17 protein-coding genes are annotated in these 26,407 nt (G+C 73.5%); 12 read left to right on the plus strand and 5 right to left on the minus strand.

From position 1 onward, the window contains the following. Nucleotides 1-350: 350 nt before the first annotated feature. Nucleotides 351-2,333: a molecular chaperone HtpG gene (gene htpG, locus WMF20_RS50435; RefSeq protein ID WP_437609374.1), complete on the plus strand. Its 1,983-nt coding sequence runs from the start codon at nt 351-353 to the stop codon at nt 2,331-2,333. Nucleotides 2,334-2,529: 196 nt separating this feature from the next. After that, nucleotides 2,530-3,552, plus strand: a complete 1,023-nt coding sequence (locus WMF20_RS50440; protein ID WP_437609376.1) for a hypothetical protein — start codon at nt 2,530-2,532, stop codon at nt 3,550-3,552. A gap of 65 nt (nt 3,553-3,617) precedes the next feature. On the opposite strand, the gene WMF20_RS50445 is transcribed toward WMF20_RS50440, so the two are convergent. Further along, nucleotides 3,618-4,478 (minus strand): tetratricopeptide repeat protein, encoded by an 861-nt coding sequence (locus tag WMF20_RS50445; protein ID WP_437617249.1) that lies wholly within the window; start codon nt 4,476-4,478, stop codon nt 3,618-3,620. A 185-nt stretch (nt 4,479-4,663) separates the two neighbouring features. On the opposite strand from WMF20_RS50445, the gene efp reads away from it, so the two are divergent. Next, nucleotides 4,664-5,227 (plus strand): elongation factor P, encoded by a 564-nt coding sequence (efp, locus tag WMF20_RS50450; protein WP_129580947.1) that lies wholly within the window; start codon nt 4,664-4,666, stop codon nt 5,225-5,227. A gap of 33 nt (nt 5,228-5,260) precedes the next feature. Here the strand turns inward: efp and WMF20_RS50455 are convergent, their stop codons facing one another. Continuing rightward, nucleotides 5,261-7,219, minus strand: coding sequence for a hypothetical protein (locus WMF20_RS50455; protein ID WP_437609379.1), 1,959 nt, complete (start codon nt 7,217-7,219; stop codon nt 5,261-5,263). A 140-nt stretch (nt 7,220-7,359) separates the two neighbouring features. On the opposite strand from WMF20_RS50455, the gene WMF20_RS50460 reads away from it, so the two are divergent. From WMF20_RS50460 to chrA, 3 genes are all read left to right on the plus strand, one after another. Then, complete coding sequence (locus tag WMF20_RS50460) at nt 7,360-7,554, plus strand: DUF5522 domain-containing protein (RefSeq protein ID WP_129580949.1); 195 nt, start codon at nt 7,360-7,362, stop codon at nt 7,552-7,554. 220 nt (nt 7,555-7,774) lie between these two features. Then, nucleotides 7,775-9,946, plus strand: a complete 2,172-nt coding sequence (locus tag WMF20_RS50465) for a VWA domain-containing protein (protein ID WP_437609382.1) — start codon at nt 7,775-7,777, stop codon at nt 9,944-9,946. A gap of 124 nt (nt 9,947-10,070) precedes the next feature. Continuing rightward, nucleotides 10,071-11,258 carry a chromate efflux transporter gene (chrA, locus tag WMF20_RS50470; RefSeq protein WP_437609384.1) on the plus strand — a complete coding sequence of 396 codons (1,188 nt, stop codon included), beginning with the start codon at nt 10,071-10,073 and terminating at the stop codon, nt 11,256-11,258. 24 nt (nt 11,259-11,282) lie between these two features. Here chrA and WMF20_RS50475 read toward each other — a convergent pair whose 3' ends face one another. The 3 genes from WMF20_RS50475 to WMF20_RS50485 all read right to left on the minus strand — a co-directional run bounded on the left by WMF20_RS50475 (nt 11,283) and on the right by WMF20_RS50485 (nt 17,494). Continuing rightward, the gene (locus WMF20_RS50475; protein WP_437609386.1) at nt 11,283-12,473 is read right to left on the minus strand and encodes a glycosyltransferase; all 1,191 of its coding nucleotides are present in this window, start codon (nt 12,471-12,473) and stop codon (nt 11,283-11,285) included. 230 nt (nt 12,474-12,703) lie between these two features. Further along, nucleotides 12,704-13,846 carry an acyl-CoA dehydrogenase family protein gene (locus WMF20_RS50480; RefSeq protein WP_437609388.1) on the minus strand — a complete coding sequence of 381 codons (1,143 nt, stop codon included), beginning with the start codon at nt 13,844-13,846 and terminating at the stop codon, nt 12,704-12,706. Between the two features lie 153 nt (nt 13,847-13,999). Beyond that, complete coding sequence (locus WMF20_RS50485) at nt 14,000-17,494, minus strand: hypothetical protein (protein ID WP_437609390.1); 3,495 nt, start codon at nt 17,492-17,494, stop codon at nt 14,000-14,002. 253 nt (nt 17,495-17,747) lie between these two features. On the opposite strand from WMF20_RS50485, the gene WMF20_RS50490 reads away from it, so the two are divergent. From WMF20_RS50490 to WMF20_RS50515, 6 genes are all read left to right on the plus strand, one after another. Beyond that, on the plus strand, nt 17,748-18,545 hold the full coding sequence (locus WMF20_RS50490) for a hypothetical protein (protein ID WP_437609392.1): 798 nt from the start codon (nt 17,748-17,750) through the stop codon (nt 18,543-18,545). A gap of 104 nt (nt 18,546-18,649) precedes the next feature. Continuing rightward, the gene (locus tag WMF20_RS50495; protein WP_129580955.1) at nt 18,650-19,213 is read left to right on the plus strand and encodes a cytochrome c maturation protein CcmE; all 564 of its coding nucleotides are present in this window, start codon (nt 18,650-18,652) and stop codon (nt 19,211-19,213) included. A 93-nt stretch (nt 19,214-19,306) separates the two neighbouring features. Beyond that, on the plus strand, nt 19,307-20,539 hold the full coding sequence (locus WMF20_RS50500) for a phospholipase D-like domain-containing protein (protein WP_437609394.1): 1,233 nt from the start codon (nt 19,307-19,309) through the stop codon (nt 20,537-20,539). Between the two features lie 18 nt (nt 20,540-20,557). Then, complete coding sequence (locus WMF20_RS50505; RefSeq protein ID WP_129580957.1) at nt 20,558-21,331, plus strand: endonuclease/exonuclease/phosphatase family protein; 774 nt, start codon at nt 20,558-20,560, stop codon at nt 21,329-21,331. Between the two features lie 175 nt (nt 21,332-21,506). Then, nucleotides 21,507-22,148: an NAD(P)-dependent oxidoreductase gene (locus WMF20_RS50510; RefSeq protein WP_129580958.1), complete on the plus strand. Its 642-nt coding sequence runs from the start codon at nt 21,507-21,509 to the stop codon at nt 22,146-22,148. Between the two features lie 146 nt (nt 22,149-22,294). Then, complete coding sequence (locus WMF20_RS50515; protein ID WP_437609397.1) at nt 22,295-25,756, plus strand: DVUA0089 family protein; 3,462 nt, start codon at nt 22,295-22,297, stop codon at nt 25,754-25,756. Nucleotides 25,757-26,407: the final 651 nt, after the last annotated feature.

A 26,407-nucleotide genomic window follows, 5' to 3' on the forward strand; every position in this document is an offset into this window, starting at 1 on the left:
GAAACCCTTACCCTCCGGAAAAACCGAGCGAGGATGCGGGGATCGCAGCCAGCGACCTGAACGTGAGGACCCGGCGCGCGGCGTCCGACCTCGGGTCATGTCTCGACCCGTGAACGCGTGAGCCCCCACCCTGGGAGCGCGCGTCGCCACGGGTGAGCCCCCACCCTGGGAGCGCGCTCCGCCGCGGGTGAGCCACCCTGGCATCGCGCGTCGCCGCGGGGGAGCGGCGCCGCGGGAGGGCGGCGCATCGAGCGCGGCGACCGCGCCGCGACGCGGCCGCGGCCCGCGCGTCGCTCTGCAGCGCGGTGGGGGATTGCCCTTTCGAAAATCGGATCCATTTGGTCGCCGAGATGAACACGGAAAGCCAGAACCCCGAAACCAGCGGTGCCGAGCCTCCGGGCGCGGCGCCGGGCCCCCAGCCGCCCGCGTCGACCGCGTCCGAGGAGGCCAAGGCCGCCGGCGCGGTCGAGCTCCCCTTCCAGGCCGAGGTGCAGCAGGTCCTCGCGCTCGTCATCAACTCGCTCTACGCGAACCAGGAGGTCTTCCTGCGCGAGCTCATCTCGAACGCGTCGGACGCGCTCGACAAGGCCCGCTTCCTGGCCCTCACGCGCGAAGGGGTCGCCGAGCAGGTCGGCGAGCCCGCGATCCTCATCACGCTCGACGACGCGGCCCGGACCCTCACCATCGAGGACAACGGCATCGGCATGACCCGCGACGAGGTGGTGCAGAACCTCGGCACCATCGCCCGGTCGGGGTCGCTGGAGTTCCTGAAGGCCAACGCCGAGGCCGCGCAGCAGCAGAAGAAGGACGGCGGCAAGCTCCAGCTCATCGGCCAGTTCGGCGTCGGCTTCTACGCCGCGTTCATGGTCGCCTCGCGCGTCGACGTGCAGACCCGCTCGATGCTGCCCGGCGCCGAGCCCGTCCTGTGGCGCTCGTCCGGCGCCGGCTCCTTCACCGTGGCGCCCGGCGACCGCGAGCACCCCGGCACGAAGATCGTCCTCCACCTCAAGGACGACGCGCGCGAGTACACGAAGGCGTGGCGGATCAAGGAGATCATCCGCAAGTACTCGGATTTCGTCCATTTCCCGATCAAGGTGAACGACGAGGTCGCGAACCGCTCGGCCGCCCTCTGGACGCTGCCGAAGTCGCAGATCACCGAGGAGCAGCACGCGGAGTTCTTCCGGCACGTGACCGGCGGCTACGAGGGGGAGAAGCCGCTGCTCACGGTGCACCTGTCCATCGACGCGCCGGTGCAGTTCCACGCCCTGCTCTACGTGCCCGAGAAGGCGCCGCCGGACATGTTCCACAAGGACCGCAGGGCGGTGCGCCTCTACGCGAAGCGGGTCCTCATCGTCGAGGAGTGCGACAAGCTCACGCCGATGTACCTGCGCTTCCTGCGCGGCGTCGTCGACTCCGAGGACCTGTCGCTGAACGTCTCGCGCGAGATGCTCCAGGAGAACCGCACGCTCTCGCAGATCGAGCAGCAGATCGTCAAGCAGGTGCTCAAAGCGCTGAAGGACCTCTCCGAGTCGGATCCCGAGCGGTACGCGACCTTCTGGAAGGAGTTCGGCCGGGTCGTGAAGGAAGGGGTCACCAACGACTGGAAGAACAAGGACGCGATCGCCGAGCTCTGCCGGTTCGAGTCGATGAACACGGAGGCGGACAAGCTCATCTCGCTCCGCGACTACGTGGAGAAGATGCCGGAGGGGCAGAAGGAGATCTACTACGTGACCGGCCTCGGCCGCCGCGCGGTCGAGCAGAGCCCGCACCTCGAGGCGTTCCGCAAGCGCGGCTACGACGTGCTGTTCCTCGTGGATCCGGTCGACGAATGGCTGGTGAAGGCGCTGAACGAGTTCGACAAGCGCCGCCTCAAGAGCGTGACGCACGGCGACGTCGACCTCGGCGAGGAGCCGGAGAAGAAGGACCAGCCGGAGGAGTCGGTGGACGCCGCCGTGGCGGCGGTCAAGGCGGCGCTCGGCGACCAGGTGAAGGACGTGCGCGTCTCGCGCCGCCTGACCGACAGCGCGAGCTGCCTCGTCGCGGCCGAGGGCGATCCAGGGGCGAACCTCGAGCGGATCATGAAGCTCATCGACCAGAGCACCGAGGAGTCCAAGCGGATCCTGGAGCTCAACCCGAGCCACCCGGTGGTGAAGAACCTCAACATCCTGGCGGGGCGCGAGCCCGGCTCGGAGCGGGTGAAGCAGTGGTCCGAGCTCCTCCTCGACCAGGCCCTCCTCGTCGAGGGCGTGGTGCAGGAGCCGGCGAAGCTCGTCCGGCGCATCCAGGACCTGCTCGCGCAGGTCAGCACTGCGGCGGTGAGCAACCAGGCCTGATCGGCGGTCGCCCGCTTCGGATACGGGCCCACCTCGACGTTTTCGGTGCTCGGCGTACGTGAGTACGCCTGCGCGCCGAAAACACCGATCTGGGCCCGTCTCCTGTGCGGGCAACCGCCGCTCGGCGCGGCGGTTTCTTGGCCCGGATCGGGCGGCTGGGGTACGCGCGGAGGCGGCATCGGACGAGGTCGCCAGGATGTCCCGCTTCGCAGCACCACCGCTCAGCCGTCGGACCTTTCTCCATGCGCTCGGCGCGGCGGGCGGCGCCGTCGCCGCGCCGGGGCTCTTCCGGCCGGCGCCGGCGCTCGCCGGGGGCGCCTCGAAGGTGAAGCGCGTCGAGGCCTCGGACCTCGGCGTGACGCTGAAGCTCGAGCTGTCGCACGCGCCGTTCCCCTGCGCCGGCGCCCCGTACCGGGACGCGACGGTGCTGGTCTTCGTGCCGGACCATTACCGCGCGCCGGAGAGCGGCGAGCTCGACCTGGTGATCCACTTCCACGGTCACGTCACGACCGCGGAGCGGGCCATCGCGGCGCACAAGCTCCGCGAGCAGCTCCACGAGAGCAAGCAGAACGCGGTGCTCGTCGTGCCGCAGGGCGCGGTGAACGCCGCCGAGTCGCCCCCGGGCCAGCTGGGGCAGCAGGGCGGCCTCCGGCGGCTGTGCGGCGAGCTCGCGGCGGTGCTCGCGGGCCCCGCGGCGCGGCGGGCGCTCGGCGACGGCTCCGTCCCGCGGAAGGCGAAGCTCGGGAGGCTCTGCCTGTCGGCGCACTCGGGCGGCTACCGCGTCGCGGCCGCGTGCCTCCGCCACGGCGGCTGCGAGGTGAGCGAGGTGTACCTGTTCGACGCCCTGTACGGGGAGGTCGACGCGTTCCGCGACTGGGTGCTCGAGCGGAAGGACAGGTCGGGGCGGGACCGGCACAAGCTCATCAGCCACTTCGTCGCGGGCGACCCGCGGCGGCTCAACCTCGAGCTCGAGCGCTCGCTCCAGGCGAAGGGCGTCGCCTGCCTCCACGAGCGCCGCCCGGGCGAGCTCACGCGCAAGCAGCTCCTGGACGGCCGCGCGATCTTCATCGAGGCCCCGCTCGCGCACAGCGCGGTGACCTTCCAGCAGAACGCGTTCCGCGACTGCCTGTTCGCGTCCGGCTTCCGCCGCACGCTCCGATCCAGCTGGTTCGAGGGCAAGGACGAGCCGCGGAAGATCGACGTGCGCCCCCCGACCTGAGGCGAGCCGCCGGCGCTTCGCCGCGCGGGAGCCGGCGCGTCGCCTCGCCGCGCGCGCGGCGGGGGTCAGTGCCGGAGCGAGACGTCGGCCAGCGCGAGGCGCGCGTCGTTGATGTAGGCGCTGTCCGGGAAGCGGCGGATGAACGACCGCAGCGTCGTCTTCGCGTCGTTCCAGGCCTGGATGTCGAGCAGGCACTCGGCGAGGAGGAAGGTCGCGTCATCCATGACCTCGCGGTCGGGCGACGCCTCGGAGAGCGTCATGAGCAGCGGGATCGCGTCGCGCTGGCGGTTCAGCCTGCGGTAGGCGCGCGCCAGGTTGAGGCGGGCCGACGGGGTGTGCGACGCCGTCTCCTTCTGGCGGATCGCGTCCTCGAAGGCGACCGCGGCCTCGTGCCAGCGGCCCGTCCGCATGTGATCGAGGCCCGTCTGGTACGATTTGATCGACAGCTCCGAGCGCGCCTTGTCGACCGAGTCCGAGAAGAAGGCGAGCTCGGCGCGGGTGAGCGGCGCCTTGCGCAGCGCCTCGAACCCCTCGATCACCTCCTGCCGCCGCTCGGCACGGATGAGCTCGTAAAACGCCGCGGCGTCGCTCTCGGCCTTGGCCCGCGCGTCGTTCCGCTGCTGCATCTCCTTGAGATCCGCCTCGTGCTTCGCGATGCGGTCCCGGGCGCCCTTCGTCTCGGCCTGGACGGCGTCCACGCGCGCGTCCCAGGCGAGCTTGACCACGCCGATGACCACGATCACGAAGAGGAGGTTCGCGCTCGCGCTGTTCCAGAAGGCGCGCCGCTCGTACGCCATCTGGCGCTTGGAGATGCTCTTCAGGTCCGCGGCGAGGGCGTTCGTGAGGTTGTTCGTCTTGATGATGAGCCCGCGGGATTCCACGATTTCACGCTTGATCTCCCGGAGCTCGTCGTCGAAGTCGTGCATTTTCAAGTCCTGAAACCGCGCCCTGTGCAGGAGGCCGCGCTCGTGCTAAGGGGGCCGCGACGCGGGCCCCCGAACCGCGCCCGGGAGGCCGCTAACGCGGACTCGCGGGCCGCGCAAGGGGGACGCAGACGCGGATCCCCGGCCTCGCCGACAGGCCGCCCTTACGCTACCAGGAAGCTCTGCCTATGGACACAAGCGACATCCGAAAAGGCCTCAAGATGATGGTCGACGGCCAGCCCTACTCGGTCATCGACTTCCAGTTCGTCAAGCCGGGAAAGGGGCAGGCCTTCACCCGCGTCAAGATCCGGAACATGGCGACCGGCGCGGTGCTCGAGCGCACCTACAAATCGGGCGAGAAGCTGGAGCCCGCGGACGTGGAGGAGCGCAGCCTCCAGTACATTTATCCCGAGGGCACGGACTACGTGTTCATGGACCCGGCGACCGGCGAGCAGCTCACGGTCCCCGGCGACAAGATTGGCGACGATTCCCAGTGGCTCAGCGACGGGATGTCGATCGACGTGACCCTGTTCAACGGCCAGCCGATCGGCGTCAGCATGCCCCCGCACGTGGTGCTCCAGATCGTGAGCAGCGAGCCGGGCGTGAAGGGCGACACGGCGAGCGGCGCCACGAAGCCCGCCACGGTGTCGACCGGCGCGACCGTCAACGTCCCGCTCTTCGTGAAGGAGGGCGAGTGGATCAAGATCGACACGACCGACGGCAAGTACCTGGAGCGCGTCAACAAGGGTTGAGCCCCGGCTGACCCCGGGGCCTCGGCCGCGGGGTCACTTCGCCTCGAAGATCACCGCGGCCGCGCCGACGACGCACGCGACGCGCGCCCCCCCGTTGGCCGGTGCGCACGCGGTCGCCTGCGCGAGGTCGCCGCCCGACCAGAGGCGCGCGGCGCCGCCCGCCGTCGCCACGAGGAGCCCGCCCGCGGCGGGGACCGCGAGCGTCGCGCCGTCCGGCGACCGCGCCGCGCCCCGCGGGGCGGGCGTGGCGAGCGGGAACGACAGCGCGGAGGCGGTCGGCGCGGCGGCGCGCAGGTCGATCGAGACCAGCGCGGCGCCGAGGGCGATGTCGAAGCCGCCCTCGGAGGCGGCGAGCGGGGAGAACGGCAGCCGCTCGGTCCCGGCGCAGCGCTCGGGCGGGGCCGCGCCCGGCCGGGCGCGGGGCCCCTGGCCGCGGAGCAGCGGGAGCGGGACCTCCATCTCGCCGACGGCGTCGGGCGAGCTGCGGAAGAGCGCGAGCAGCGTGGGCGCGTCGCAGCGCCGCTCGACCGCGACGAGCTCCGCGGGCCCGGCGTGGACGGCGGCGGGCCAGGGGGGGATGTCCGTCGCGGCCTCGGTCGACGTCGGCGACGCCGCGGGGTCGACGCGGACGACGCCCTGCGCGGTGCGGACGAGCAGGGCGCCGCTCGGCTCGAACGCGAGCGGGCCGAGGGCGCCGGGCCGGGTCGGCTGCGGGGCCGCGGCGGTGCGGTACACGGCGCTCGCGGTCGCCGGCGGCGCGAGCTTCGCGAGGAGCTTGCCCTCGTCCTTGGTGCGCGGCTCGGCGCCGCCGCGGTCGAGCGCCGCGACGGCCGCGATCGGCGCGCCGCGGGTCGACGCCGCGACCGCCTCGGCGTGGTCGATCGCCGCCGCGAGCCCCGGCTCCCCGCACCGCACCGGACCCGCGCCCGTCCAGACGAGGGCCTCGCCGGCGCGCGTGGCGTCGCGGCCGGCGACCGCGCCGCCGCCGGCCGCGGCGTCGGCGCAGAGGGCGGCGTGGAGCCGGCGCAGCCGCTGGGCGGAGGCGGCCACGGCCGGCGCGGTGGACTTGCCGCGCGCGTCGCGGAGCAGGGAGGCGGCGAGCGCGCGCAGCGCCTCGGCGGGCTGCGCGGCGTCGCGCGACAGGCCCGCGGGGCGATCGAGGAAGACCAGCGGGGCGCCGAGGTCGGCGGCGGCGCCCGCCGGCGCCGGGAACGGGCGCAGCGCGCCGGAGAGGCCGACGGAGACGACGAGGTCGTCGCGGCCGTCGGCGTCGCGGTCGGCGACCTCGAGGGAGGCGGAGAGCGCCTCGTCGGGCGGCGGCGTGCGGAGGCGGAGCTCCAGGGCGAGCTCCGGCGCCGCGCCCGCGCCCGCGGCGGGGCCGGGGAGGCGGATCACGGCGATCCAGCGCGTGGCGCCCGCGCCGGCGGCGCGCCGCTGATCGGGGCACTGGGGCGCGAAATCGAGGGCGAGCGTCGCGGGGCCGATCTGGCTGAGGCCGACGCGCGGGGTGCACCCCTGCGCGGCGAGATCGCCGGGGAGGGCGGCGAGCGTGCGCGGCGCCTGCGGGCGCGCGGCGGGCGCGAGCAGGAGCTCGCCGCGCAGGCCGTCGGGCGCCCGCGCCCAGGCGACGAGATCGCGCGCGCCGTCGCCGTCGAGGTCGAGCAGGAGGCCGGTCTCGAAGGTGCGCCCGGTCGGCGCGGCGGCCACGGCGCCGCCGTCGAGGGGCCACCGCTTGCCGCCTTCGGGCGCCGGGACGCTCGGCACGGCCGCGAACCGGGGCGCGGCGGCGTCCGGAGCGCCGGCGTCGGCATCGGGGCCCGCGTCCGGCGGGCCGGGGGCGACGGCGCTCAGCGGGGGCGGGGAGCCGGAGGGCGCCGCCGAGCCGAGCGTGTAGGGCGTGTAGGGCTTGGAGCTCGGGCAGCCGTCGCAGCCGGTCGCGGCGAGGAGCGGGAGCAGGGCGCGGAGGAGCTTCGGGCAGGATCGATCGAGCATCGCGAGCGGACCCGCCCGAGCACCGGCGCGCGGCGGGCGGCGCAGGCGTAGCACGAGCGGCGGGCGGGCGTCGCGGCCCGGCCGCGCCCCGGGGTCGGATGGCGCCGGTACGCGTTTCGGAGTAGCTTGATCGAGGGCAGATGCGCGGGCCGAAACCTCCTAAGGCCATCGAAGGCGAAGACTATTACCTCGAAGGCGGCCGGGTGGTGTTCACAGCGGCGTATCACCTGAAGCGGGGATACTGCTGCAACTCGAAATGTCGTCATTGCCCTTACCGTGAGAGCGCGCCGGCGGAGTCGGTGACCGTCACGGTGCCTCGCCTGAAACTTCCCTGAAGCGATCGAGCGCCCGCGGCGGACGACAGCGAAGCAGGCCGCGGCGTTCCGTTGTCGGCGCATGAGGCGGCGGGCGGCCGCTGCTGCGCCGCAGTCCCCTCGGCTGTCGATGACATCGGAAGCGCGCGCGCGCGATGACGCGACGGCGCGATGGAATGCCGGTTGTCCAGGTTGTGCGGAGCGTCTAGGATTTCGCACCCACACTCGCGCAGGAGTTGCTATGCGTCGTAGTTTTCGTCCTCTGCTCTACTGCCTTTTGCTCTCCGTGCCGGTCGGCTGCACCGCTGCGTCGAACGACAAGGCCCCGCAGCCGCCGCCGACGACCGATGCGGGGCCGACGATCGAGGACACGGATGAGGACGGCATCAGCGACGCGGATGAGGGGCGCGACGAGAAGGTCGACACCGACAACGACGGCGTGCCCGATTTCGAGGACACCGACTCCGACAACGACGGGCTGCCCGACAAGCTCGAGGGCGCCATCCCCGCGGGGCAAACCGCGCTGCCCGACAGCGACGGCGACGGCGTGCCGGATTTCCGCGACACGGACTCCGACAACAACGGGATCCCCGACAAAGAGGAGGGCGACGGCGACCGCGACGACGACGGTACGCCCGATTACGCGGACCTCGACGACGACGGCGACGGCCTCTTCGACAAGAACGAGCTGGGGCCGGACCCGCTCGATCCGGTGAACACCGACGGCGACAGGTGGCCTGACTTCCGCGACACCGACTCGGACAACGACGGCATCCTCGATCGGTTCGAGCGAGAGATCGACGCCGACGGCGACAAGATCCCGGCGTTCCGCGATCTCGACTCGGACGGCGACTGCCGGCCCGACGCGGTCGAGCGGGGCGAGGGCGAGATCACGAAGCCGCCCATCGACAGCGACAACGACGGCGCGGCCGATTTCCTCGACCTGGACAGCGACAACGACGGCCTGCTCGACAAGCTCGAGGACGTCAACTGCGACGGCGTGCTCGACCCGCTCGAGTCCAGCACCGCGAGCGAGGACACGGACGAGGACGGCGTGAGCGACCTCATCGAGGTGGCCGCCGGCACGAACCCCAACGACGACCTGGATAACCCGCGGGCCAACGGGGACTTCGTGTTCATCGTGCCGTACCGGGACGATCCGAGCCCGGCGCAGGACACGCTCGACTTCTCGACCAACATCTCGCAGGCCGACGTGGTGTTCGCGATGGACACCACGGGCTCCATGAGCGGCTCCATCAGGAACCTGCAGGGCGCGCTCCAGGACATGATCGATGTGCTCGCCGAGGAGATCCCGAGCATCGGTATCGGCGTGACCCACTACAAGGACTTCCCGACCGACCCGTACGGCAGCTCCGCCGACCAGCCGTTCTACCTGGAGCACCGGGTGATGAGCGTGCTCACGCCGGAGGGGCGGGAATCGGTGCAGGACGCGGTGGACGAGCTCTCGGCCTCGGGCGGCAACGACGAGCCGGAGAGCGGCTGGGAGGCGCTCTTCCAGATCGCCAGCGGGCGGGGCACGGACGAGGGACGCTCGAGCGTGCCGGCGTTCAACCCGGCGACCGCGCCGCCGGGCCACATCCCGGCGGGCGAGTCGGTCGGCACGATCGGCGGCGTGGGCTTCCGCACCGGCTCGCTGCCCATCGTGGTGATGATCACCGACGTGCCGAGCCACAACGGGACGATCCCGGGGTACGGCTACTCGAGGATCGCGTCCCCGAATTACCAGCAGGCGCTGAGCGCGGTGACCGCCTTGGGCGGCCGCCTCATCGGCATGGTGGCGACCTCCGACGGGAGCGAGGCGAAGGCCGATTTGACGGCCGGCGCGCTGGCGACGGGCTCGGTGGTTCCGCCGACGGCGTGGGGGCCCGAGGGCATGCGCCCGCCGCGGTGCGATGTCGGCCAGTGCTGCACCGGCGAGAACGGCAGGGGCGTGACGGCGGCGAACGGCAAGTGCCCGCTCGTGTTCCAGACCTCCAGCAGCGGCACCGGCCTGAACCTGGCCGTCGTGCAGGCGATCAAGGTGCTCACGACCTACGTCACGCTCGACATCTCGGCGGCGGCGCAGGACGACGAGACCGACACGGTCGACGCCGTGAGCGCGTTCATCGACAGGATCATCGCGAACAATCTGGCGCCGGAGCCCTGCACCTCCGGGCTCAGGGTCGTGGACAAGAACCTCGACGGCGTCGCGGACACGTTTGCCAACGTGTTCCCGGGGCCGACGGTCTGCTTCGACGTGCTCCCGAAGATCAACGTCTCGGTGCCCCCGACGACGGAGCCGCAGGTCTTCACGGCGAACATCGTCGTCACGGGCGACGGCGTGACGACGCTGAGCACCCGCAAGATCTTCTTCCTCGTCCCGCCGGAGATCCCGGACCTCCCCATCGAATGAAGGCCGCGCCGGCGCCCGCCGGCGGGCGCCCGGCGCCGCGGAGGGGGCTGCCCTGGCGGCGGCCCCATCCAGGCCATCGGCGGCCCTTCCGGGGCCCGCTTCTGGTACACAAGGCAGCACGGTCATGGGCGAAGGCTCGGTCAGCGGGGGGGCCCGGGCGCCCGGCGAGGCCCGGGGCGCGGCGCTCTGGGAGCTCGCGCGGCTGTTCTTCCGGCTGGGCGTCACGGCGTTCGGCGGCCCTGCGGCCCACGTCGCGATGATGGAGGACGAGGTGGTCCGCCGGCGCGGCTGGATGACGCGCGAGGACTTCCTCGATCTCTACGGTGCGACGAACCTGATCCCGGGACCCAGCTCGACCGAGCTCGCGATCCACATCGGGCACCGCCGTGCCGGCTGGGCGGGGCTGCTCGTGGCCGGGGCGTGCTTCATCGTTCCGGCGGCGCTCATCACGCTCGGCTTTGCGTGGGGGTATGTCCGGTTCGGCGCCGTGCCGGAGATGTCGGCGCTGCTCTACGGGGTGAAGCCGGTGATCATCGCGGTGGTGGTCCAGGCGCTCTGGGGTCTCGGCCGCGCCGGTCTGCGCTCGAAGCTCTCGGCGGGCCTCGCGGCGCTCTGCGCGGGCGCGAGCCTGCTCGGCGTCCACGAGCTCGCGATCCTGGCCGGCGCCGGCGCGCTCGCGGTGGCGTTCCGGCTCGCGGCCGGGCGCCCTCAGGGCTCGTCGCCCGGCGTGGCGGGCCTCGTCCTCCCGCTCGCCGGCGGCGCCGCGACGGCCGCGGCCGCGGGCGTGCCGTTCGGGCTCCTGCCGCTGTTCCTGTTCTTTTTCAAGGTGGGCTCGGTCCTCTTCGGGAGCGGCTACGTGCTCCTCGCGTTTCTTCGCGCGGATCTCGTCGAGCGATACGGCTGGATGACCGAGGCGCAGCTGCTCGACGCGGTGGCGGTCGGCCAGGTGACGCCCGGCCCCGTCTTCACGACGGCGACGTTCATCGGGTATTTCCTTGGCCGTGGCCCGGGCGCCCTTGTCGCCACGCTGGGCATCTTCCTCCCGGCGTTCTTCTTCGTCGCGCTGAGCGGCCCGCTGATCCCCCGCGTCCGCCGCTCCGCGGTGGCGTCGGCCTTCCTGGACGGCGTGAACGCGGCGTCGCTCGCGCTGATGGCGGTCGTCTCCTACCGCCTCGCCCGGGCGGCGCTGGTCGACTGGCTCACCGGCGCTCTGGCCCTCGTGGCAACGCTCCTGCTCGTCCGTTACCGCGTGAGCTCGCTCTGGCTCATCCTGGCCGGCGCCGCCATCGGTGTCCTCTCCGTTCACCTCTAGAGCGGTTGGCGTATCTTCCGCGCGTCACCGGGCCGGCGACCGCACCGAGGACGGCTCGTCCGCCGCCACCAGCTCCGACCCGGCCCCGATGTAGAACGCGTTTCCCCGCCAGGCGACCCGCCGGCTCGAGTAGGCGTTCAGCCAGCAGAAGAACCAGCACAGCGTGCGGAGCGGCTCCGCGGCCACGAGCAGCAGATTGGAGCGCGCCGGCCGCAGCGCCCTCAGGGCCAGGAACGTCCCGAGGCTCTGCAGCGCCCAGGCGATCAGCCACACCTCCAGGGCGAGGCGCGTCGGGCTGAGCAGCAACGTCAGCCAGGCGATGAGCAGCGGCGAGTTGAACGGCTCCACCGCGAAGCAGCGCGGGACGAGCGCGCGCCGCATCTTCGCCCAGCGGGTGTGCCGATCCAGCGTGCGCATGAGCGAGCAGCTCGTGTTGCGGTTCTCGATCGGATCCAGGCACAGATCGACCACGAACCCGCGCGCGCTGAAGCGCTGCCCGAGCACGTCGTCCTCCGCCAGCACGTTGCCCACGCTCTCGAGCCCGCCGACCCGCTCGAGATCGGCCCGCCGCATCGCCATCGACTTGCCCACGCTGATCGACCGCCCCGCGAGCTCCGCGGCGGCGACGATCCCGGGCGCGATGAACGCCCCGAGCTGCGCGTTCTCGACCACCGCGCCGAGCGTGCGCTCCCCCGTGCCCGCGACCAGGCTCGAGACGAGCCCCACGCCGGGCCGCATCAAGCGCGACAGGAGCGTGCGGAGGTAGTCCGGGCGAACACGCACGTTCGCGTCCGAGATGACGAGGACGCTGCCCTCCGCCCTGCGCGTGAGCTCGAGGAGCTGCGCCACCTTCGGGTTCAACGCCTCGCTCGGGTCCGTCACGCAGAGCCGCGCCTTCACCTCGGGGTGCGCCTCGATGAAGGCCTGGATCACCGGCACCGCCGGGTCCTCGCGCGAGGCGACGCCGAAGACGAGCTCGTAACAGGGGTAATCGAGGCGGGCGAAGGAGTCGAGGTTGCTGGCGAGCTCGTCATCGACGCCCGCGACAGGCTTGAGGATGCTGACGACCGGGGGCGCCGCGAGCGGCCGCGGCGCGTCGTGCGCCGCTTCGAGGCGGTGCCGGGCGATCCTCAAGAGGAACGAGGCCTGGAGCGTCGCATAGATGGTAGATGACAGCGCCGTCGGCGCGACCGTCGCCAGAGCTCCCCAATCCATGGATGACGATGCTGGACGAGGCGCGTGGCGTCCCGATGGCCGGACCGCAAAACCAGCGCTGCCTTTTCGCAACCAGGGCGTGACAGGAGCTCATCGCCCCCCGCGCCGCCTGGCAGCGAGTCGCCACGATACGCCCCGACCGCCGCCGGCGACATCGCCCTTCGCCCGGGGATCCGTCTCCGACGAACGCGCGCCGGCGCCGGGCGAGCGGGCCCGCGCGGCGTGCGGGGTCAGGTGATGCGGCCGATCAGCTCTCGCGTGATGTTCTTTTGATGGGACTCGAGCGTGCCGCCGCCGATCTCGAGCAGCTTGGCGTCCCGGAAGAACCGCTCCACCTTGTACTCGGTGCAGTACCCCCAGCCGCCGAGCACCTGCATGGCGTTGTCGGCCACCTCCTTGCCCACCGGCGCCGCGAAGAGCTTCGCCGCGTCCGTCCCGAGGCGGTTTCTCCGGTCGGGGCTGACGTTGCGCGCCACCGAGTAGATGAGGGCGCGCGCCGCCTCGGTCTTGGCGTAGCTCTCCGCGATGTAGCGCTGGATCTGCCCGTGCTCGGCGATCGGCTTTCCGAAGCTCCTCCGCTCTCCGGCGTACTGGATCATGATGTCCAGACAGCGATCCGCGATTCCGAGGCTCATGGCAGCGAGGGTGAGGCGCTCCAGCTCCAGGTTCCTCATCATGTTGCGGATCCCGCCGCCCTCCTGGCCGAGGACGTTCCGGGCGGGCACGACGCAGTCGTCGAAGATGAGCTCGCTCATCGTGCTGGCGCGCATTCCCATCTTCGGCGTCTTCTCGTCCGTCGAGAACCCGGGGAAGCCGCGCTCCACCACGAAGGTCGTGATCCTGCCCTCGATGGTCGCGTAGACCAGGAAGATCTTGGCTTCGGGGGCGTTCGTGATGAGCGCCTTGCGCCCCTTCAGGATGTACCGGTCTCCGTCGCGCCGGGCGAACGTCTTCATGCCGAGCACGTCTGTCCCGCTCGTGGGCTCGGTCATGCCCATCGCGCCGATCCACTCGCCGGAGAGCACCTTCGGCAGGTACCGCGCGCGCTGCTCGTCGCTCCCGGCGTGGAAGAAGTTGTTCACGAACAGCATCGCGTGGGCGAGATACGCGAGCGTGAACCCGGGATCGCTCTTCGCGAGCTCGTGGTGGACGATGACGGCGGCGAGCGCGTCCATGCCCGCGCCTCCGTACTCGGAGGGCACGGTCACGCCGAGCAGGCCGAGCTCGCCCAGCCGCTGCATCAGGAGGACGTTGAGGGAGGCGCTCCGGTCGTGCTCGTCGGCCTGCGGCTCGACGACCTCACGGGCGAAATCCCGCACCATCTGCCGCAGCATCCGGTGCTCTTCCGTCGGGTTTTCCAGGTCGCTTTCCATGGCGGAGGATGACGCGCTCATCACCGCCGAACGTAGCACGCGGGAGCGCGCGACCGCGACGGCGTGGCACGCGATTCGCTTCGTCCTCGGGCGAACCCTCTCGAAAGGGGCCGTATGAAACGCTGGACCGACGTGGTGCTCTGGAGCGTGGTGCTAGTGTCGCTGCTGATGTGGCTGCTCGGCGTGCTCGGCGTTCTGCCCGAGGACGGCTGGCTCAACGTGCTCCTCGTGATCTCCGCCGCTTTCGCCGTGACCGGAATGCTCCGGCAGATGCCCGCTCGGCCCCACCGGTGAGCCGGGGGGCGCCGCCTCGAGCGACTCCGACTCTGTCGCCGTCGCCGCGGGGCCGTCCTGGCAGCAGCGGACGCCGGTCGAGTAATCGAGGTAGCTCCTCGGGTGGGCCGTGATGAGCGCCTCGCAGCCCGCCCGGGTCGAGCGCGCGTAGAAGCCGCCGGCGAACGCGCCGCCCGGCTCGTTCACCCACTCATCGAGGTTGCCCACGAGGTCGTAGACCGCGTCGCTGCCCCAGCGGCTCCGGCACCGGGGGCTCCCGCCCGTCTCGCGGAGCAGGGGCTCTCGGGCGCTGCGCACGCGGTTGAGCCGGGGATCCAGGTGGCCAATCGACGCGTTGCCGTGGAGCAGGGCGGCGGGGTGCGCCGGCCGGAAGACATTGCACGCCCCCTCCTCGAACGTGTCGCCGTACGGGTACAGGGTGTCGTCCTCGCCGCGGCACGCCGTGACGAACTCGTCGACCGAGCAGAGCCGCTTGCCCGCGGCCGCGCAGGCGCTCTCGGCGACGAGCCCGGTCACGTAGCCGCTCGGCCGCACCCCGGACCGGGAGCGGGCCAAGGCGGCGGTCGGCCGGCCGCGCTGCCAGCCAGGGAGCAGCGGCAGCGGGAAGGCGCGGGCGTGGACGTCGCCGATCCGCCGCCGGCCGGTCGACCACTCGGCGAGCGTGATCTCGAGGAGGTTCGGGGTCGACGGGTAGTCGGGCGAGAGCGCCTGTCCGGTGGCGCCGTCGACGAGCATCGCCTCGAAGCGATCGATGCAGAAGCGGCCGCCCGCGATCGCGACCATGTCCGAGGGGCACGCGGGCGCGGCCGGCAGCGCGGGGGCGGGCGCCTCCGTCGGCGGCCCCGCGGCGGGGCGCGCCGCCGCGCCCGCGGCCGCCGGCAGCGCGGGGCGCGCGACGCCCGCCTCGGCCTGCGCGTCGAGCCCGCGCACCGCGCTCCCGAACCACCGCAGGCTGCCGTCGGCCGCCCAGACGACGTCGCCCGCCACGCAGGCGCCGGGGGCCGCGAGCTCCGGGACGGTCACGAAGGCGCCCGGCGAGGGCGCCGGGACGGCGCGCCGCGCCGGCTGCCCGTCGACGCAGAGCGCGCCGGTGTCGTCCGTCGGCCACGGCTGCGACGCGAGCTCCGCGCCGTCGTCGTCCAGCCAGACCACGTGGCTCCGGGCCGCGTCGCTGAGCAGCGCGCCTCCCTCGGGCAGGGCGACGAGCCGCACCGTGGAGTCGCCCTCGGCGAGCGGCAGCGACGCCTCGCGCGCGGGGCCGGGCCGGCCGAGCGCGTCGATCGAGAGCGCCACGACCTTGCGCGGATCGCCGGCGCTCACGCCGGCGACGAGGGCCCCGCCGCCCCGCCGCTCGCACGCGTCGAACCCCGCGCGCACCGGCGACGCGATCGCCACGGCGGGCGCCGCTGCGGCGCGGGGCGCGCGCGGTTCGATGCGCGCGAGCGCGGCCTGCGTTCCCGGCGCGGTGAGCGCGCCCGAGGCGTCGATCCCGGTGATCTGGAGCCGATCGCCGAGCACCTCGAGGAAGAGCCCCCGCTCGCGGCCGCCGACGAGCGTCGCGCCGCCCTCGTGGGCGCGCCCCCGCAGCGCGGGCACCACGAGGGGCTCGGGCGCGAGCCGCACCACGTCGGTCCTCGCGAGCCACCAGGACGCGCCGATGCGCGCCGCGCGCCGCCGGTCGGCGGGGCGCTCCGGCTCGTCGATCGGCGTGCCCGGCGCGCCCCCGGGCGGCGCGGCGCCGAGGCCTGCCGGCGCGGCCGACGCGGAGATCTGGCCGCGCGCGTCGAGCCGGTGGAGCTGCCCCGCGGCGAGGGCGAGCCCCTCGCCGTCCGCCGCGAACGCGCCCCACGCGAGGCGCGCGCGCCGCGCCGGGAACGGGTCCGGCTCGCGGCGCGGCTGCCCGTCGGCGCGCGAGGCCGAGAAGAGCTCGCCGGCGATCGTCTGGAAGTAGGCGCGATCGCCCGCCCACACGGCGAGCCCCGGATCGTACGCCGGCTGCCCCGCGGCGCGCCGGGCGCCGCTCGCGGCGATGCGCTCGAGCGCGCCGATCTCGGCCGGCGCGAGCGGCGTCGGGTCCGCGAGGCGCGCCGGATCCACGGCGCAGACCGCCCTGGGAGCGGCGCCGGCCGGGAGCCGCTGGAGCGAGGGCGCGACGCGCGTCGCCTGGCAGGCCCCGTTGCGGCCGGTGACGTCGACGGCCACCGCGCCCGCGCTCGCCGTCGCGAGGCGCGGATCCACGTGGCCGCGCAGCGCGCCGTAGTCGAGGTCCCCCTCGGCCACGACGGCGCGCCGGCTCGCGTCGAGCTTGCCGTCCTCGCCGAGCGACGCGAAGGCGATCTGCGCGCTCCCGAGCCATGACGTGCTCGTCTTCTTCGCGCTCGCCGCGTAGTAGAGGAGGTCGATCGCGCCGGGCCTCGCGCCGGCGTCGATGAGCCCCATGCCGTCGAGCGGCGGCCGGAACCGCAGCCCGGTGGGGGACGACGTCGTCGCGATCCCCTCGGCCGGCGAGAACCAGCGGATCCGCACCTCGACCTCGGGCAGCGGATCCGGCCGCTTCGGCTGGGGCGCCGCGCGCGGGGCCTTCCTGGGCCGGCCTTCGCGCCCGCGATCCGCGCCGCGCTTCTTCTTCTCGGCCGGCGCGCCGCGCGCGCCGGACGCCTTCTCGGGCCGCCTCGCCGCGGGCGCCTTGCGGGCGGGCGCCTTGCGGGCGGGCTTCGCCGCGGCCGAGCGCTCGCGCGCCGCGCGCTGCGCCTTCGCGGCCACGTCGCGCTTCGCGGGATCGGCGATCTCGAGCTCGATCAGCGCGACGCGCTCGCCCACGGCCGCCGCCGCGTGCGCGCGGGCCCTCGCGCACGCGCGGGACGCGGATGAGATCTCGCCGGGGAGGAACGTCGTCGCGCAGAGCTCGCCGTCCTGCGAGGTGAGCAGCGTCGTGCTCCCGCTGGGCGAGGAGAGGGCGCCGGCGAGGTCCTCGTCGACGAGCGGGAGCGGCGGCCCGAGCTCGCCGGTCGCGGCGTCGAGGCGCCTGACCCAGCCGAACCGGTCCGACGACGTCTTGGAGACGAACACCACCGAGCGGCCGTCGAGCGACGGCTCGACGGTGAACGCGAGCGGCTCGAGCGGCGGCGCGCCGAGCGGGGTGCGCCCTGGTTGCGCCGCGGCGTCGGCCGCCTCCGCGGCGTCGGCCGGCGGCGGCGCCGCGGAGGCGGCGGGCCCGCGGGCGGGGGCGCGCGCCGCCGTGCCGGCGGGCGCGGGCGCCGCCGTCATCGGGCGGCCGGAGCACGCGCCCGCGCCGCAGGCGAACGGCACGAGCAGGGCAGCGAGGAGGGAGAGGGGCGATCGGGGACGTCGCATGCTTCGCGCGCTCGGCCTCCCTCGCGGCGCGGCCGGGAGGGGGCGGCGGCCGAGCCTAGCGCAGATGGGCCGGCGATCGTCGCCAGGCGCGCGCGCCGCGCGCCGTGGGGGGCACGCAGGCCGGAGCGTGCACCGCGGTGCCGCTCTGTACAGGGCGCGATCGCCGCGGGGCGCGCGCCCGCGGGCACGGCGGCTGCAGCCCGGCCGGGTGGAGAAAAGCCAGGAGGCCTCCATGAACGCGTCGATTCATCGCATGCACGTAACTCTGGGCGCCGCCGCGCTCCTCGCGCTCGTCTCCTCCGGGTGCGGCGGCGAGCGGCGGCCGGCCCAGCCGATCGGCAGGACGCCGACGTTCGAGTCCGAGATGCCCTACGCAGCCGAGGGACAGCCGCCGGGCGCCGCGCCCGGGCACGCGCCGCTGCCCTCGGGCTCGAGCGAGCTCGGGCGGAGCCCCGCGGAGCAGGGCCGGATGGGCCAGGGCGCGCCGGGCGAGCGGCAGGGCCAGGGCGCGCCGGGCGAGCGGCAGGGCCAGGGCGCGCCGGGCGAGCGGCAGGGCCAGGGCGCGCCGGGCGAGCGGCAGGGCCAGGGCGCGCCGGGCGAGCGGCAGGGCCAGGGCGCGCCGGGCGAGCGGCAGGGCCAGGGCGCGCCGGGCGAGCGGCAGGGCCAGGGCGCGCCGGGCGACCGCGGCGAGCGCGAGCTCTGCGAGGAGATCTCCGCGTCGACGAGCGTCAGCGCGCAGGACATCCCGGGCGGCGTGCAGATCGTGCTGACGCCGGTCCCCGGCGCCACCGCGACGTCGCTCGAGCGGCTCTCTCGCCGGCTCGACGCGCACCTCGCCGCGCTCGACCAGGAGGAGCAGCCGTCGCCGGAGGACGGCGAGGCGCGCTGTCGCCTGTTCGACATGGCCCGCGCTGGCGCGCACGGCAGGGTCGTCGAGGCGGCGGACGGGATCCGCGTGCTCTTCACGACCGACGACACCGCGAGCGTCTCGACGCTCCGCGAGCAGGCGCGCCGGTTCGTGCAGTACGCTCGCGAGGGACAAGTCCGGTAGGGCTGTCCGAACCCTCGGGGTGCCGCCGCCCGGGCGCGGGGGCGTGCAGGTGGCGCTCGACCGGTCGTGGAGCGCGGGCTAGCCTGTGCCTGAAGGGTTCCACGATGAGCAAGAAGCTGGATGAAGAGTTGGCCCAGGCGCTGTCTCTCGTAGAGCAGCAGGACACGCCCGCGGTGGTGAAGCCGGCCGCGGCGAGCCCGCCGACAAGGCGCCCGTCGCGCAGCGTCGGCCTGCTCGCGACGCTGCTCGTCATGGTCGGCGCGCTCGTCGCCCTGTTCCTCGTCGGCTTCAAGGAAGCGGCCGTCTACGCGACGCCGGTCGATCAGCTGCTCGCCTCCAAGGACAAGCTCGCCGGCCGCAAGGTCCGCGTCGAGGGCGAGCTCGTGCCCGGCACGCTGGCCAAGCGCGACACCCCCTGCGAGTACCGCTTCGAGATCCACGGCACGCAGGCGGCGCTGCCCGTGCGCTACGCCCAGTGCGTCATCCCCGACACCTTCCGCGACGTGAAGGGCGGCGGCGTCCAGGTGACCGTCGAGGGCACGCTCCAGCAGGACGGCAACTTCGAGGCGAGCCTCGTGATGGCCAAGTGCACCTCGAAGTACGATCCCAACACGCACGAGATGAAGGGCGGCGCCGCGGCCGGCGAGGGCCCGCTCTCCCTCAAGTGAGCGAGCGCGCCCGCCCGCTGCGCCCGCGCGCGGCGCAGCGCCGGCGGGCCCGGTAGCGCTCGCCTTCTCCCGCGCATCCTCCACACTCCGCCGATGATCTCCCGTGACCGCCGGTTGCTGAGCCCCGTCGGCGACGGACGCAGCTCGCCCGTGCCGGGCGAGCCGCCCAGAGGCCCGGCCGGCGCAGGCGCGCCGAAGCCCGTCGGCCCCATCCTGACGGCGCACCACGCGCTCACCCTCCTGCCGGGCATGGAGGCGGTGCTGGGCTCGATCTTCCGCGACGTCGAGCGCGCAGAGCGGCGCGTCGACATCGAGACGTACATCTACCGCGACGACCTGCTCGGGAGCGCGTTCGCGGACGTCATGGGGCGGGCCGCGGCGCGCGGCGTGCGCGCGCGGCTCCTCTACGATCCGCTCGGCTCGCACGAGACCGACGCCCCGTTCTTCGACGAGCTCCGGCGCCGCAGCATCGAGGTCCGCGCCTACCGCCCGATGGCGTCCAGCCTCGGCCGCGGTGGGCTCCTGCCGCGGGATCACTCGCGCGTCATCGTGATCGACGAGGTTGCCTACACCGGCGGCGCCGCGTGGGGGGACGAGTGGCTCCCCGAGCGGCGCGGCGGCAAGGGGTGGCACGACGTCTGTATGCGCCTCGAGGGCCCCTGCGTCGAAGACTTCGCCTTCCTCTTCGAGCAGCGCTGGCGCGAGGCCGACGGCGGCGCCGAGGGGCTGCGCGACTACGCGACCGGGCGCAAGTACCCGGATCTCGAGCTCGTCGCGGACACGCCGGACGACAACGCGCGGGTCTACGGCCGCTACCGCGAGGCGATCCGGCGGGCGAGGGAGCGCGTCTGGATCGAGAACGCCTATTTCTTCCCGCCCGCCGGGATGCTCAAGGATCTCGTCGACGCGGCCACGCGCGGCGTCGACGTCCAGATCATCCTCCCCGGCGAGACGGATCTGCCCATCATCCAGCGCGCCGCGCGCGCCGAGCACGCCGCGTGGCTCGATCGGGGCTTCAAGCTCTTCGAGTACCAGCGGGACGTCATGCACTCGAAGTTCGCGCTCATCGACGACGACTGGTGCACGATAGGCACGTTCAACGCGAACCCGAGCAGCCTGAGCGCCGTCAACGAGGTGAACCTCTTCGTGTTCGATCCGGAGTTCGTCGCGCAGGTGGCGGACCTGTTCTCGAGGGACAGGGCGGGCTCGCGGCCGGTGACCCGGGGCACGCTCGCGGAGCGGTCGCTCCCGGCCAAGGCCGGGGACTGGCTCGCTCACGGGGCCTTGAGCCTCCTCGACAAGCTGGTTAAGACGTCCCCGGACTGACGCCCGAGGAGGAGGCATTTGAGCCAGGATCGCGACCTCGTCATCTTGACCCAGAACATCTGGGGGGGAGTCGCCCTCTGGGAGCGGCGCCGGGCGATGCTGGCCCGGCTCATCGGCGATCTGCGCCCTTGCATCATCGGGCTCCAGGAGGTGCACGCGCAGGGCGCGAGCGGCGACCTCGGCCAGGCCGGCGAGCTCTCGCGGCTCGTCGGCGGATACCGGGCCTGGTTCGCGCCGGGGCGGGTCGCCGCGGGCGGCGAGTGCGAGGGGGTCGCGCTGCTCTGCCGCGACGACATCGAGGTGCTCGACCACTCCGTGGAGGCGCTCACGCTCGATCGCGACGACCCGTTCGAGCGCGACAGCCAGCGCGTCGTCCTGCGCGCCGCGATCCGGCGCGCGGGCGCGGTGATCGACGTGCTCGTCACGCACCTCTCGCTGTCGAAGCGCGCGCGGGCGCGCACCGTGCGCGAGCTCGTGAGCTTCGCCGCGCGCGAGCGCGAGAAGTCGAAGAGCCTCGGCGCCGTGCTGATGGGCGACTTCAACGCGCTCCCGAGCGAGGAGGCGGTCTGTTACCTCCAGGCGAGCGCCGGAGAGGGCTCTTGGCTCGACGCCTGGTCGCAGACGCACCCCGGCGAGGCCGGCGGCACCTGGCCGGCGGGCCTCCCGCTGCGCCGCATCGACTATGTCTTCGTTCAACCGGGGGAGGGGTGGACGATCACGCGCTGCGAGCGGGCGCCGTTCTCCGGCTCGGATCACCACGGCGTGGTCGTGGGGCTGCGGCTCGGCGCCTGACCGGCGGAGCACCGCTCCCCCGGATCCCCGGCGGCGCTCGACGGATGAGGCCGGCGTCCCGCCCAGGGCGGCGCGCGCGCATCGCTCCACAACGCAGAACGAGATTCGGGGGGCATGCGTAAGGTGAGTCGCGCGTATTGAACCCGCCGCGGCAGACCGGGTAGGCTGGCGGTACATGAGCAGACTGCTGATCTTGGGGGCGACTGGGGGCACGGGCGCCGCGCTGGTCCGTCAGGGCCTGGAGGCTGGCCACGAGGTCTCCGCATTCGCGCGCACGCCGGCCAGCATCCCTGTCCCGCACCACGAGCGGCTGCGCGCGCTCCGGGGCGACATCATGGATGCCGAGCAGGTGTCGCGCGCCGTGTCCGGCCACGACGCGGTCCTCTCCGCCGTCGGGTCGCGCGGCGTGGGCCCGACGCGCGTCTACTCCGAGGGCATCGCCAACGTCCTCCGCGCGATGAAGGAGCACCGCGTCCGCCGCCTGATCGCCGTCACCTCGGCGGGCATCGGCGAGGATCAGCAGAGCGCGCTGTGGTTCCGCGTCCTTTTGAAGCCGCTGCTCCGCAACCGGTATTCCGACATGCAGCGCATGGAAGAGTCCGTCCGCCAGAGCGATGTGGCCTGGACCGTCGTGCGCCCGCCCAAGCTCACGGACGGACGGCTCACCAAGGATTACCGCGCCAGCGCCGATCACCTGTCGATGGGCGGTTACTTCTTTGCTGGTCCCACCATCTCTCGCGAGGACGTCGCGCATTTCATGCTCTCCCAGATCGACAGCGACGAATACCTGCGCACGACGGTCACCGTGACGTACTGACGCTCGGCGCGCGCTGTCCCTTGACGCAACGGTGGGGCTTGGGTCTGCTGCCGGCCACGGCGCCGCGGCGAGCCTGCGGCGCTCCTAACGTGCTGGCCGCGATCGCCATGATGTCGGCGATCGCGCCGAGCTGAGGCCGAGCCCCCATGATTTTTCATCGCAGGACCGCGCTCCCGTTGCTCCTCGGTCTGGGGGCTCCGGCCCTGATCGGGTGCGAGCTGCTCGTCGCCGTCGACCGCAGCAAGATCGATGAGCCCGCGGTCGGCAGCGGCGGCGCCGGCGGCGAGGCCGGCGCCGGCGGCGAGGCCGGCAGCGGCGGCGCCGGCGGCGCGCCAGGCGGGGTGTGCGGCGACGGGGCTGTCGGGGCGCCCGCCGAGGCGTGCGACGATGGGAATCGGACGGCCGGCGACGGGTGCGATCCGGGCTGCGCGATCGAGCCCGGGTTCGCCTGCGCCGGGTCGCCGAGCGCGTGCACCGCCGGGTGCGGCGACGGCGCGCTGGGCGGCGCGGAGACGTGCGATGACGGCGGCAACGAGGACGGCGATTGCTGCTCGCGTGCCTGTCAGGTGGAGCCCGGGTGCGAGGTCGAGCCGAACGACGGCTTCGCGTCGGCCAATGACGCCTTTGCCATCGCGCCGGACGGCCGGATCCGCGCGTTCATCGATCCCGAAGGCGATGTGGACGTGTTCTCGGTGACCGTCCCCGACGGCGCGCTCGGGCGCCTCGAGGCAGCGACGCTCGACGGCCCGCTGGGCACGACGTGCAGCTCGCTCGGCGTCGATACCTACGTGACGATCGTCGATGGGACGCTCGAGACGATCGCCGACCACGACGATATCGACGAAGGCAACTACTGCTCGCACCTCGTGCTGGAGAAGCTGAGTCCCGGCGAATACCTCGTCAGCGTGCAGATCTCCCCTGCTGCGGAGCCCGCGACCTTCGACTACACGCTCTCGCTCACGCTGGACACCTCGGTGTGCGGCGACGGCGCGCTCGAGGGCCCGGAGCTCTGCGACGACGGGAACACGGTCGGCGGCGACGGCTGCAGCGCCGCGTGCGAGCTGGACACCCCGCTCCCCGAGGTCGAGCCGAACGACACCGCGGCGGAGGCCGACCAGCGCGCCGCGCTCCGGCCGAACGCGCTCGTCTCGGGGGCGATCGCGCCGCTCGGCGACGTCGACGTCTTCGCCTTCGAGGTGCCGAGCGTCGCGGAGGTCCTGCTCGCCACGTTCAGCCCAGGGAGCCTGAGCGCGTGCGTTCAGGGGGTCGACACCTTCCTTCGGCTGCTCGACGTGGACGGCGCGACGGTGCTGGCGAGCGACGACGACAGCGGCCCCGAGGCCTGCTCGCTCATCGACGCGAGCGTCGCCCCGTGGGCGACCCAGCTCCAGCCGGGCACGTATTACGTCGCCGTCGAGGAGTTTTCCAGCGACGCCACGATCCCCGGCTACAACCTGCTTGTCGTGTTCACCGCGCTCTGCGGCGACGGCGTGGTCGAGGGGGCCGAGGCGTGCGACGGCGGCGAGGGGTGCTCCCCGGAGTGCGCGCGCATCCAGGTGTGCGGCGACGGCGTGGTCGACGGCGCCGAGACGTGCGACGACGGCGACACCGAGAGCGGAGACGGCTGCAGCGCCGCGTGCGAGCTCGAGGGGACGCTCCCGGAGATCGAGCCGAACGACGCGCCGGATCAGGCGACCGCGGGGCAGGCGACCGCGGCGGGCGCGCTGTTCACCGCGTCGATCAATCCGCCGGGCGAGATCGACTATTTCGCCGTCGAGGTCCCCCGCGTGGCCGACCTCGATCTGGAGACGTTCGACACGAGCGGCCCGCGCTCGTGCCGCGATGTCGACACGGTGATGCAGCTCCTCTCGCCGGAAGGCGCCGTGATGGCGGAGGACGACGACGGCGGTGAGGACGCGTGCTCCCGTATCCAGGCCGCCATCCCCGCGCCGGGCACGTATCTCGTGCGCGTCGAGGACTACGGCAGCGGCTATATCCCCGGCTACACGCTGCGCGCGCGGACGACGGCCGTCTGCGGCGACGGCCGCGTCGAGGGCCTGGAGGAGTGTGACGGCGGCCCCGCGTGCGGGCCTGCGTGCCAGCGCATCCCGGTGTGCGGCGACGGCCTCATCGACGATCCCGAGGTCTGCGACGACGGCAATACCGACGGCGGGGACGGCTGTGACGCCGCGTGCCGGCTCGAGGGGGCGACGGCCGAGGTCGAGCCCAACTCGACCCCTGCCGAGGCCGACGAGAACGGCGCCGTGGCGCCGGGAGCGCTCGTGTCCGGCGCGATCGAGCCGGAGGGCGACGTCGATCTCTTCGCCTTGCGGCTCACCACCATCGCCGACCTCCGGCTCGAGACCTTCGACTCGAGCGGCCCCGACCGCTGCGCCGACGGTATCGACACCGCCCTCGCGCTCCTCGCGGCGGACGGCGCGACCGTGCTCGCGTCCGACGACGACGGCGGCGTGGGCGCCTGCTCGCTCATCGACTCGACGAGCCCGGGCGGCGCCGCGGCGCGCCGCCTCGCGCCGGGGACGTACTATGTCCGCGTCCGCGGCTTCCCCGAGCTGCCGGGGGCGCGCTACACGCTGCGCGTCTCGCTCGACGCCTCGTGCGGCAACGGCGTGAGGGAGGGCGCGGAGGAGTGCGACGGCGGCGCGCTCTGCGGCCCGCGCTGCGAGCGGATCGCGGTCTGCGGCGACGGCCTCCGCGACGCGCCGGAGGGGTGCGACGACGGCAATGCCGCGGGCGGCGACGGGTGCAGCGCCGCCTGTCAGCTCGAGGCGGTGACCGCGGAGATCGAGCCGAACGACACCCCCGGAGAGGCCGTCGCGAGCGATCTCGTGATCGAGGGCGACGCGCTCGTCGCGGCGAGCCTCGCCGCGGGCGACAGGGATGTCTTTCACATGAGCTTGCCTGTCGCCTCGGTCGTGCGCCTCGAGGTCTTCGACGGCACCGCCGCGGGCTGCGAGGGGGATATCCGCACGACCCTCCGCGTGCTGGGCGCGGAGGGGGCGCTCGTCGCGACCGACGAGGGGCTCTCCGACGCCGAGTACGCGGGCGGCATCGGCGGCTGCTCGGCGCTCGTCGTGGCGCTGCCCGCCGGTGAATACGATATCGAGGCGGCGGCGCGGGACGGCGGCGCGGCGATCCCGCTCTACCTGCTCCAGGTGAAGATCCTCGAGCCCGCCGGGGCCGAGGACGAGCCGAACGGCACCACCGCCGAGGCGAATGGGCCCATCGGCACCGACGTCTTCATCGCCGGCGCGCGGACGACCGACGACTTCGACGTTTACGCCGTCGATCTCCCGGAGGGCCGCTCGATCCGCGCGGAGATCGTCGAGGGCGGCGCGGAGGCGTGCGAGTCGCTCGAGATCGACAGCCGCCTCTCGCTGCTCGACGCCGAGGGCGCGCTCATCGCGGACGACGACGACGGCGGCCGGGGGCGCTGCTCGCTCCTCGACGGCACCGGCGACGCCCCGCGCCACCCCGGCGCGCACGCGCTCCCGGCGGGAACGTACTTCCTCCGCGTCCGCGCCGCGTCGGGCGCGTCGCGCTCCGCGGCCCTCTTCGATTACCGGCTGGCCGTCACGATCCGCTGACGCGCGGCCCCCCCGCGCGTCCGGGATCGCCGCGCCCACGTCCAGCCGAGACGCGGCGCGCCCGCTCCGGGCGCCGCCGGGAGGCCGGGACGAACCCGGCCCGCCGCGGCGACTCGATGTCTCGATATCCCATCATCGCGAGACTGCCGCGCTCCGTCGCGCCGCGCCGCCGTGTGGCTCCGCGGTGCTCATCGGCGTCGCATGAGGGGTCAGGACCCACAAGCATCCTCGGGAGTCGAGCGCGAGCGTTCGCGCGCATTCCGCGTGTTCCTTCCTCGCGCGCCCGCGCGGGCGCTCCCGCCGCCATACGCGGCCTGGACCGCTCTTCGCAGCGCCGTCGCACAGCGCCTCTCGCGGCGCAGGTGCGTGATACTTCGGCTGGATGTGGGAGCCCATGGGGTGCGTTCGAGGCAGAGGGTATGAGAGCATAGTCGAGGAGTGCCGGTATTCTCCCTGGTTCTATCTCCGTCGCGTTTTCGAGCGGAAGAATGCCAGTCAAAAGTTCTTGCGCGAGGGCGCGGGGAGAATAGTCTCCTGTTGTTCGCGTCATGACCTCGGGGCGGGTTCCTCCGGGAGCGTGGCCATGACGGGCCGACGACAACGCGCGTCGCGCCCGCCGGGCCATAACTCCCCTGGCGCAGGCCCCGGGGC

This window comes from Sorangium sp. So ce834 (assembly GCF_051521425.1).
Classification (GTDB): Bacteria; Myxococcota_A; Polyangia; order Polyangiales; family Polyangiaceae; genus Sorangium; species Sorangium cellulosum_D.

What these genes read in the sequence shown, in the direction of transcription:
- htpG (WP_437609374.1), top strand. Translation starts at nt 351, where the DNA reads ATGAACACGGAAAGCCAGAACCCCGAAACCAGCGGTGCCGAGCCTCCG.
- WMF20_RS50440 (WP_437609376.1), top strand. Translation starts at nt 2,530, where the DNA reads ATGTCCCGCTTCGCAGCACCACCGCTCAGCCGTCGGACCTTTCTCCAT.
- WMF20_RS50445 (WP_437617249.1), bottom strand. Translation starts at nt 4,478, where the DNA reads ATGCACGACTTCGACGACGAGCTCCGGGAGATCAAGCGTGAAATCGTG.
- efp (WP_129580947.1), top strand. Translation starts at nt 4,664, where the DNA reads ATGGACACAAGCGACATCCGAAAAGGCCTCAAGATGATGGTCGACGGC.
- WMF20_RS50455 (WP_437609379.1), bottom strand. Translation starts at nt 7,219, where the DNA reads ATGCTCGATCGATCCTGCCCGAAGCTCCTCCGCGCCCTGCTCCCGCTC.
- WMF20_RS50460 (WP_129580949.1), top strand. Translation starts at nt 7,360, where the DNA reads ATGCGCGGGCCGAAACCTCCTAAGGCCATCGAAGGCGAAGACTATTAC.
- WMF20_RS50465 (WP_437609382.1), top strand. Translation starts at nt 7,775, where the DNA reads ATGCGTCGTAGTTTTCGTCCTCTGCTCTACTGCCTTTTGCTCTCCGTG.
- chrA (WP_437609384.1), top strand. Translation starts at nt 10,071, where the DNA reads ATGGGCGAAGGCTCGGTCAGCGGGGGGGCCCGGGCGCCCGGCGAGGCC.
- WMF20_RS50475 (WP_437609386.1), bottom strand. Translation starts at nt 12,473, where the DNA reads ATGGATTGGGGAGCTCTGGCGACGGTCGCGCCGACGGCGCTGTCATCT.
- WMF20_RS50480 (WP_437609388.1), bottom strand. Translation starts at nt 13,846, where the DNA reads ATGGAAAGCGACCTGGAAAACCCGACGGAAGAGCACCGGATGCTGCGG.
- WMF20_RS50485 (WP_437609390.1), bottom strand. Translation starts at nt 17,494, where the DNA reads ATGCGACGTCCCCGATCGCCCCTCTCCCTCCTCGCTGCCCTGCTCGTG.
- WMF20_RS50490 (WP_437609392.1), top strand. Translation starts at nt 17,748, where the DNA reads ATGCACGTAACTCTGGGCGCCGCCGCGCTCCTCGCGCTCGTCTCCTCC.
- WMF20_RS50495 (WP_129580955.1), top strand. Translation starts at nt 18,650, where the DNA reads ATGAGCAAGAAGCTGGATGAAGAGTTGGCCCAGGCGCTGTCTCTCGTA.
- WMF20_RS50500 (WP_437609394.1), top strand. Translation starts at nt 19,307, where the DNA reads ATGATCTCCCGTGACCGCCGGTTGCTGAGCCCCGTCGGCGACGGACGC.
- WMF20_RS50510 (WP_129580958.1), top strand. Translation starts at nt 21,507, where the DNA reads ATGAGCAGACTGCTGATCTTGGGGGCGACTGGGGGCACGGGCGCCGCG.
- WMF20_RS50515 (WP_437609397.1), top strand. Translation starts at nt 22,295, where the DNA reads ATGATTTTTCATCGCAGGACCGCGCTCCCGTTGCTCCTCGGTCTGGGG.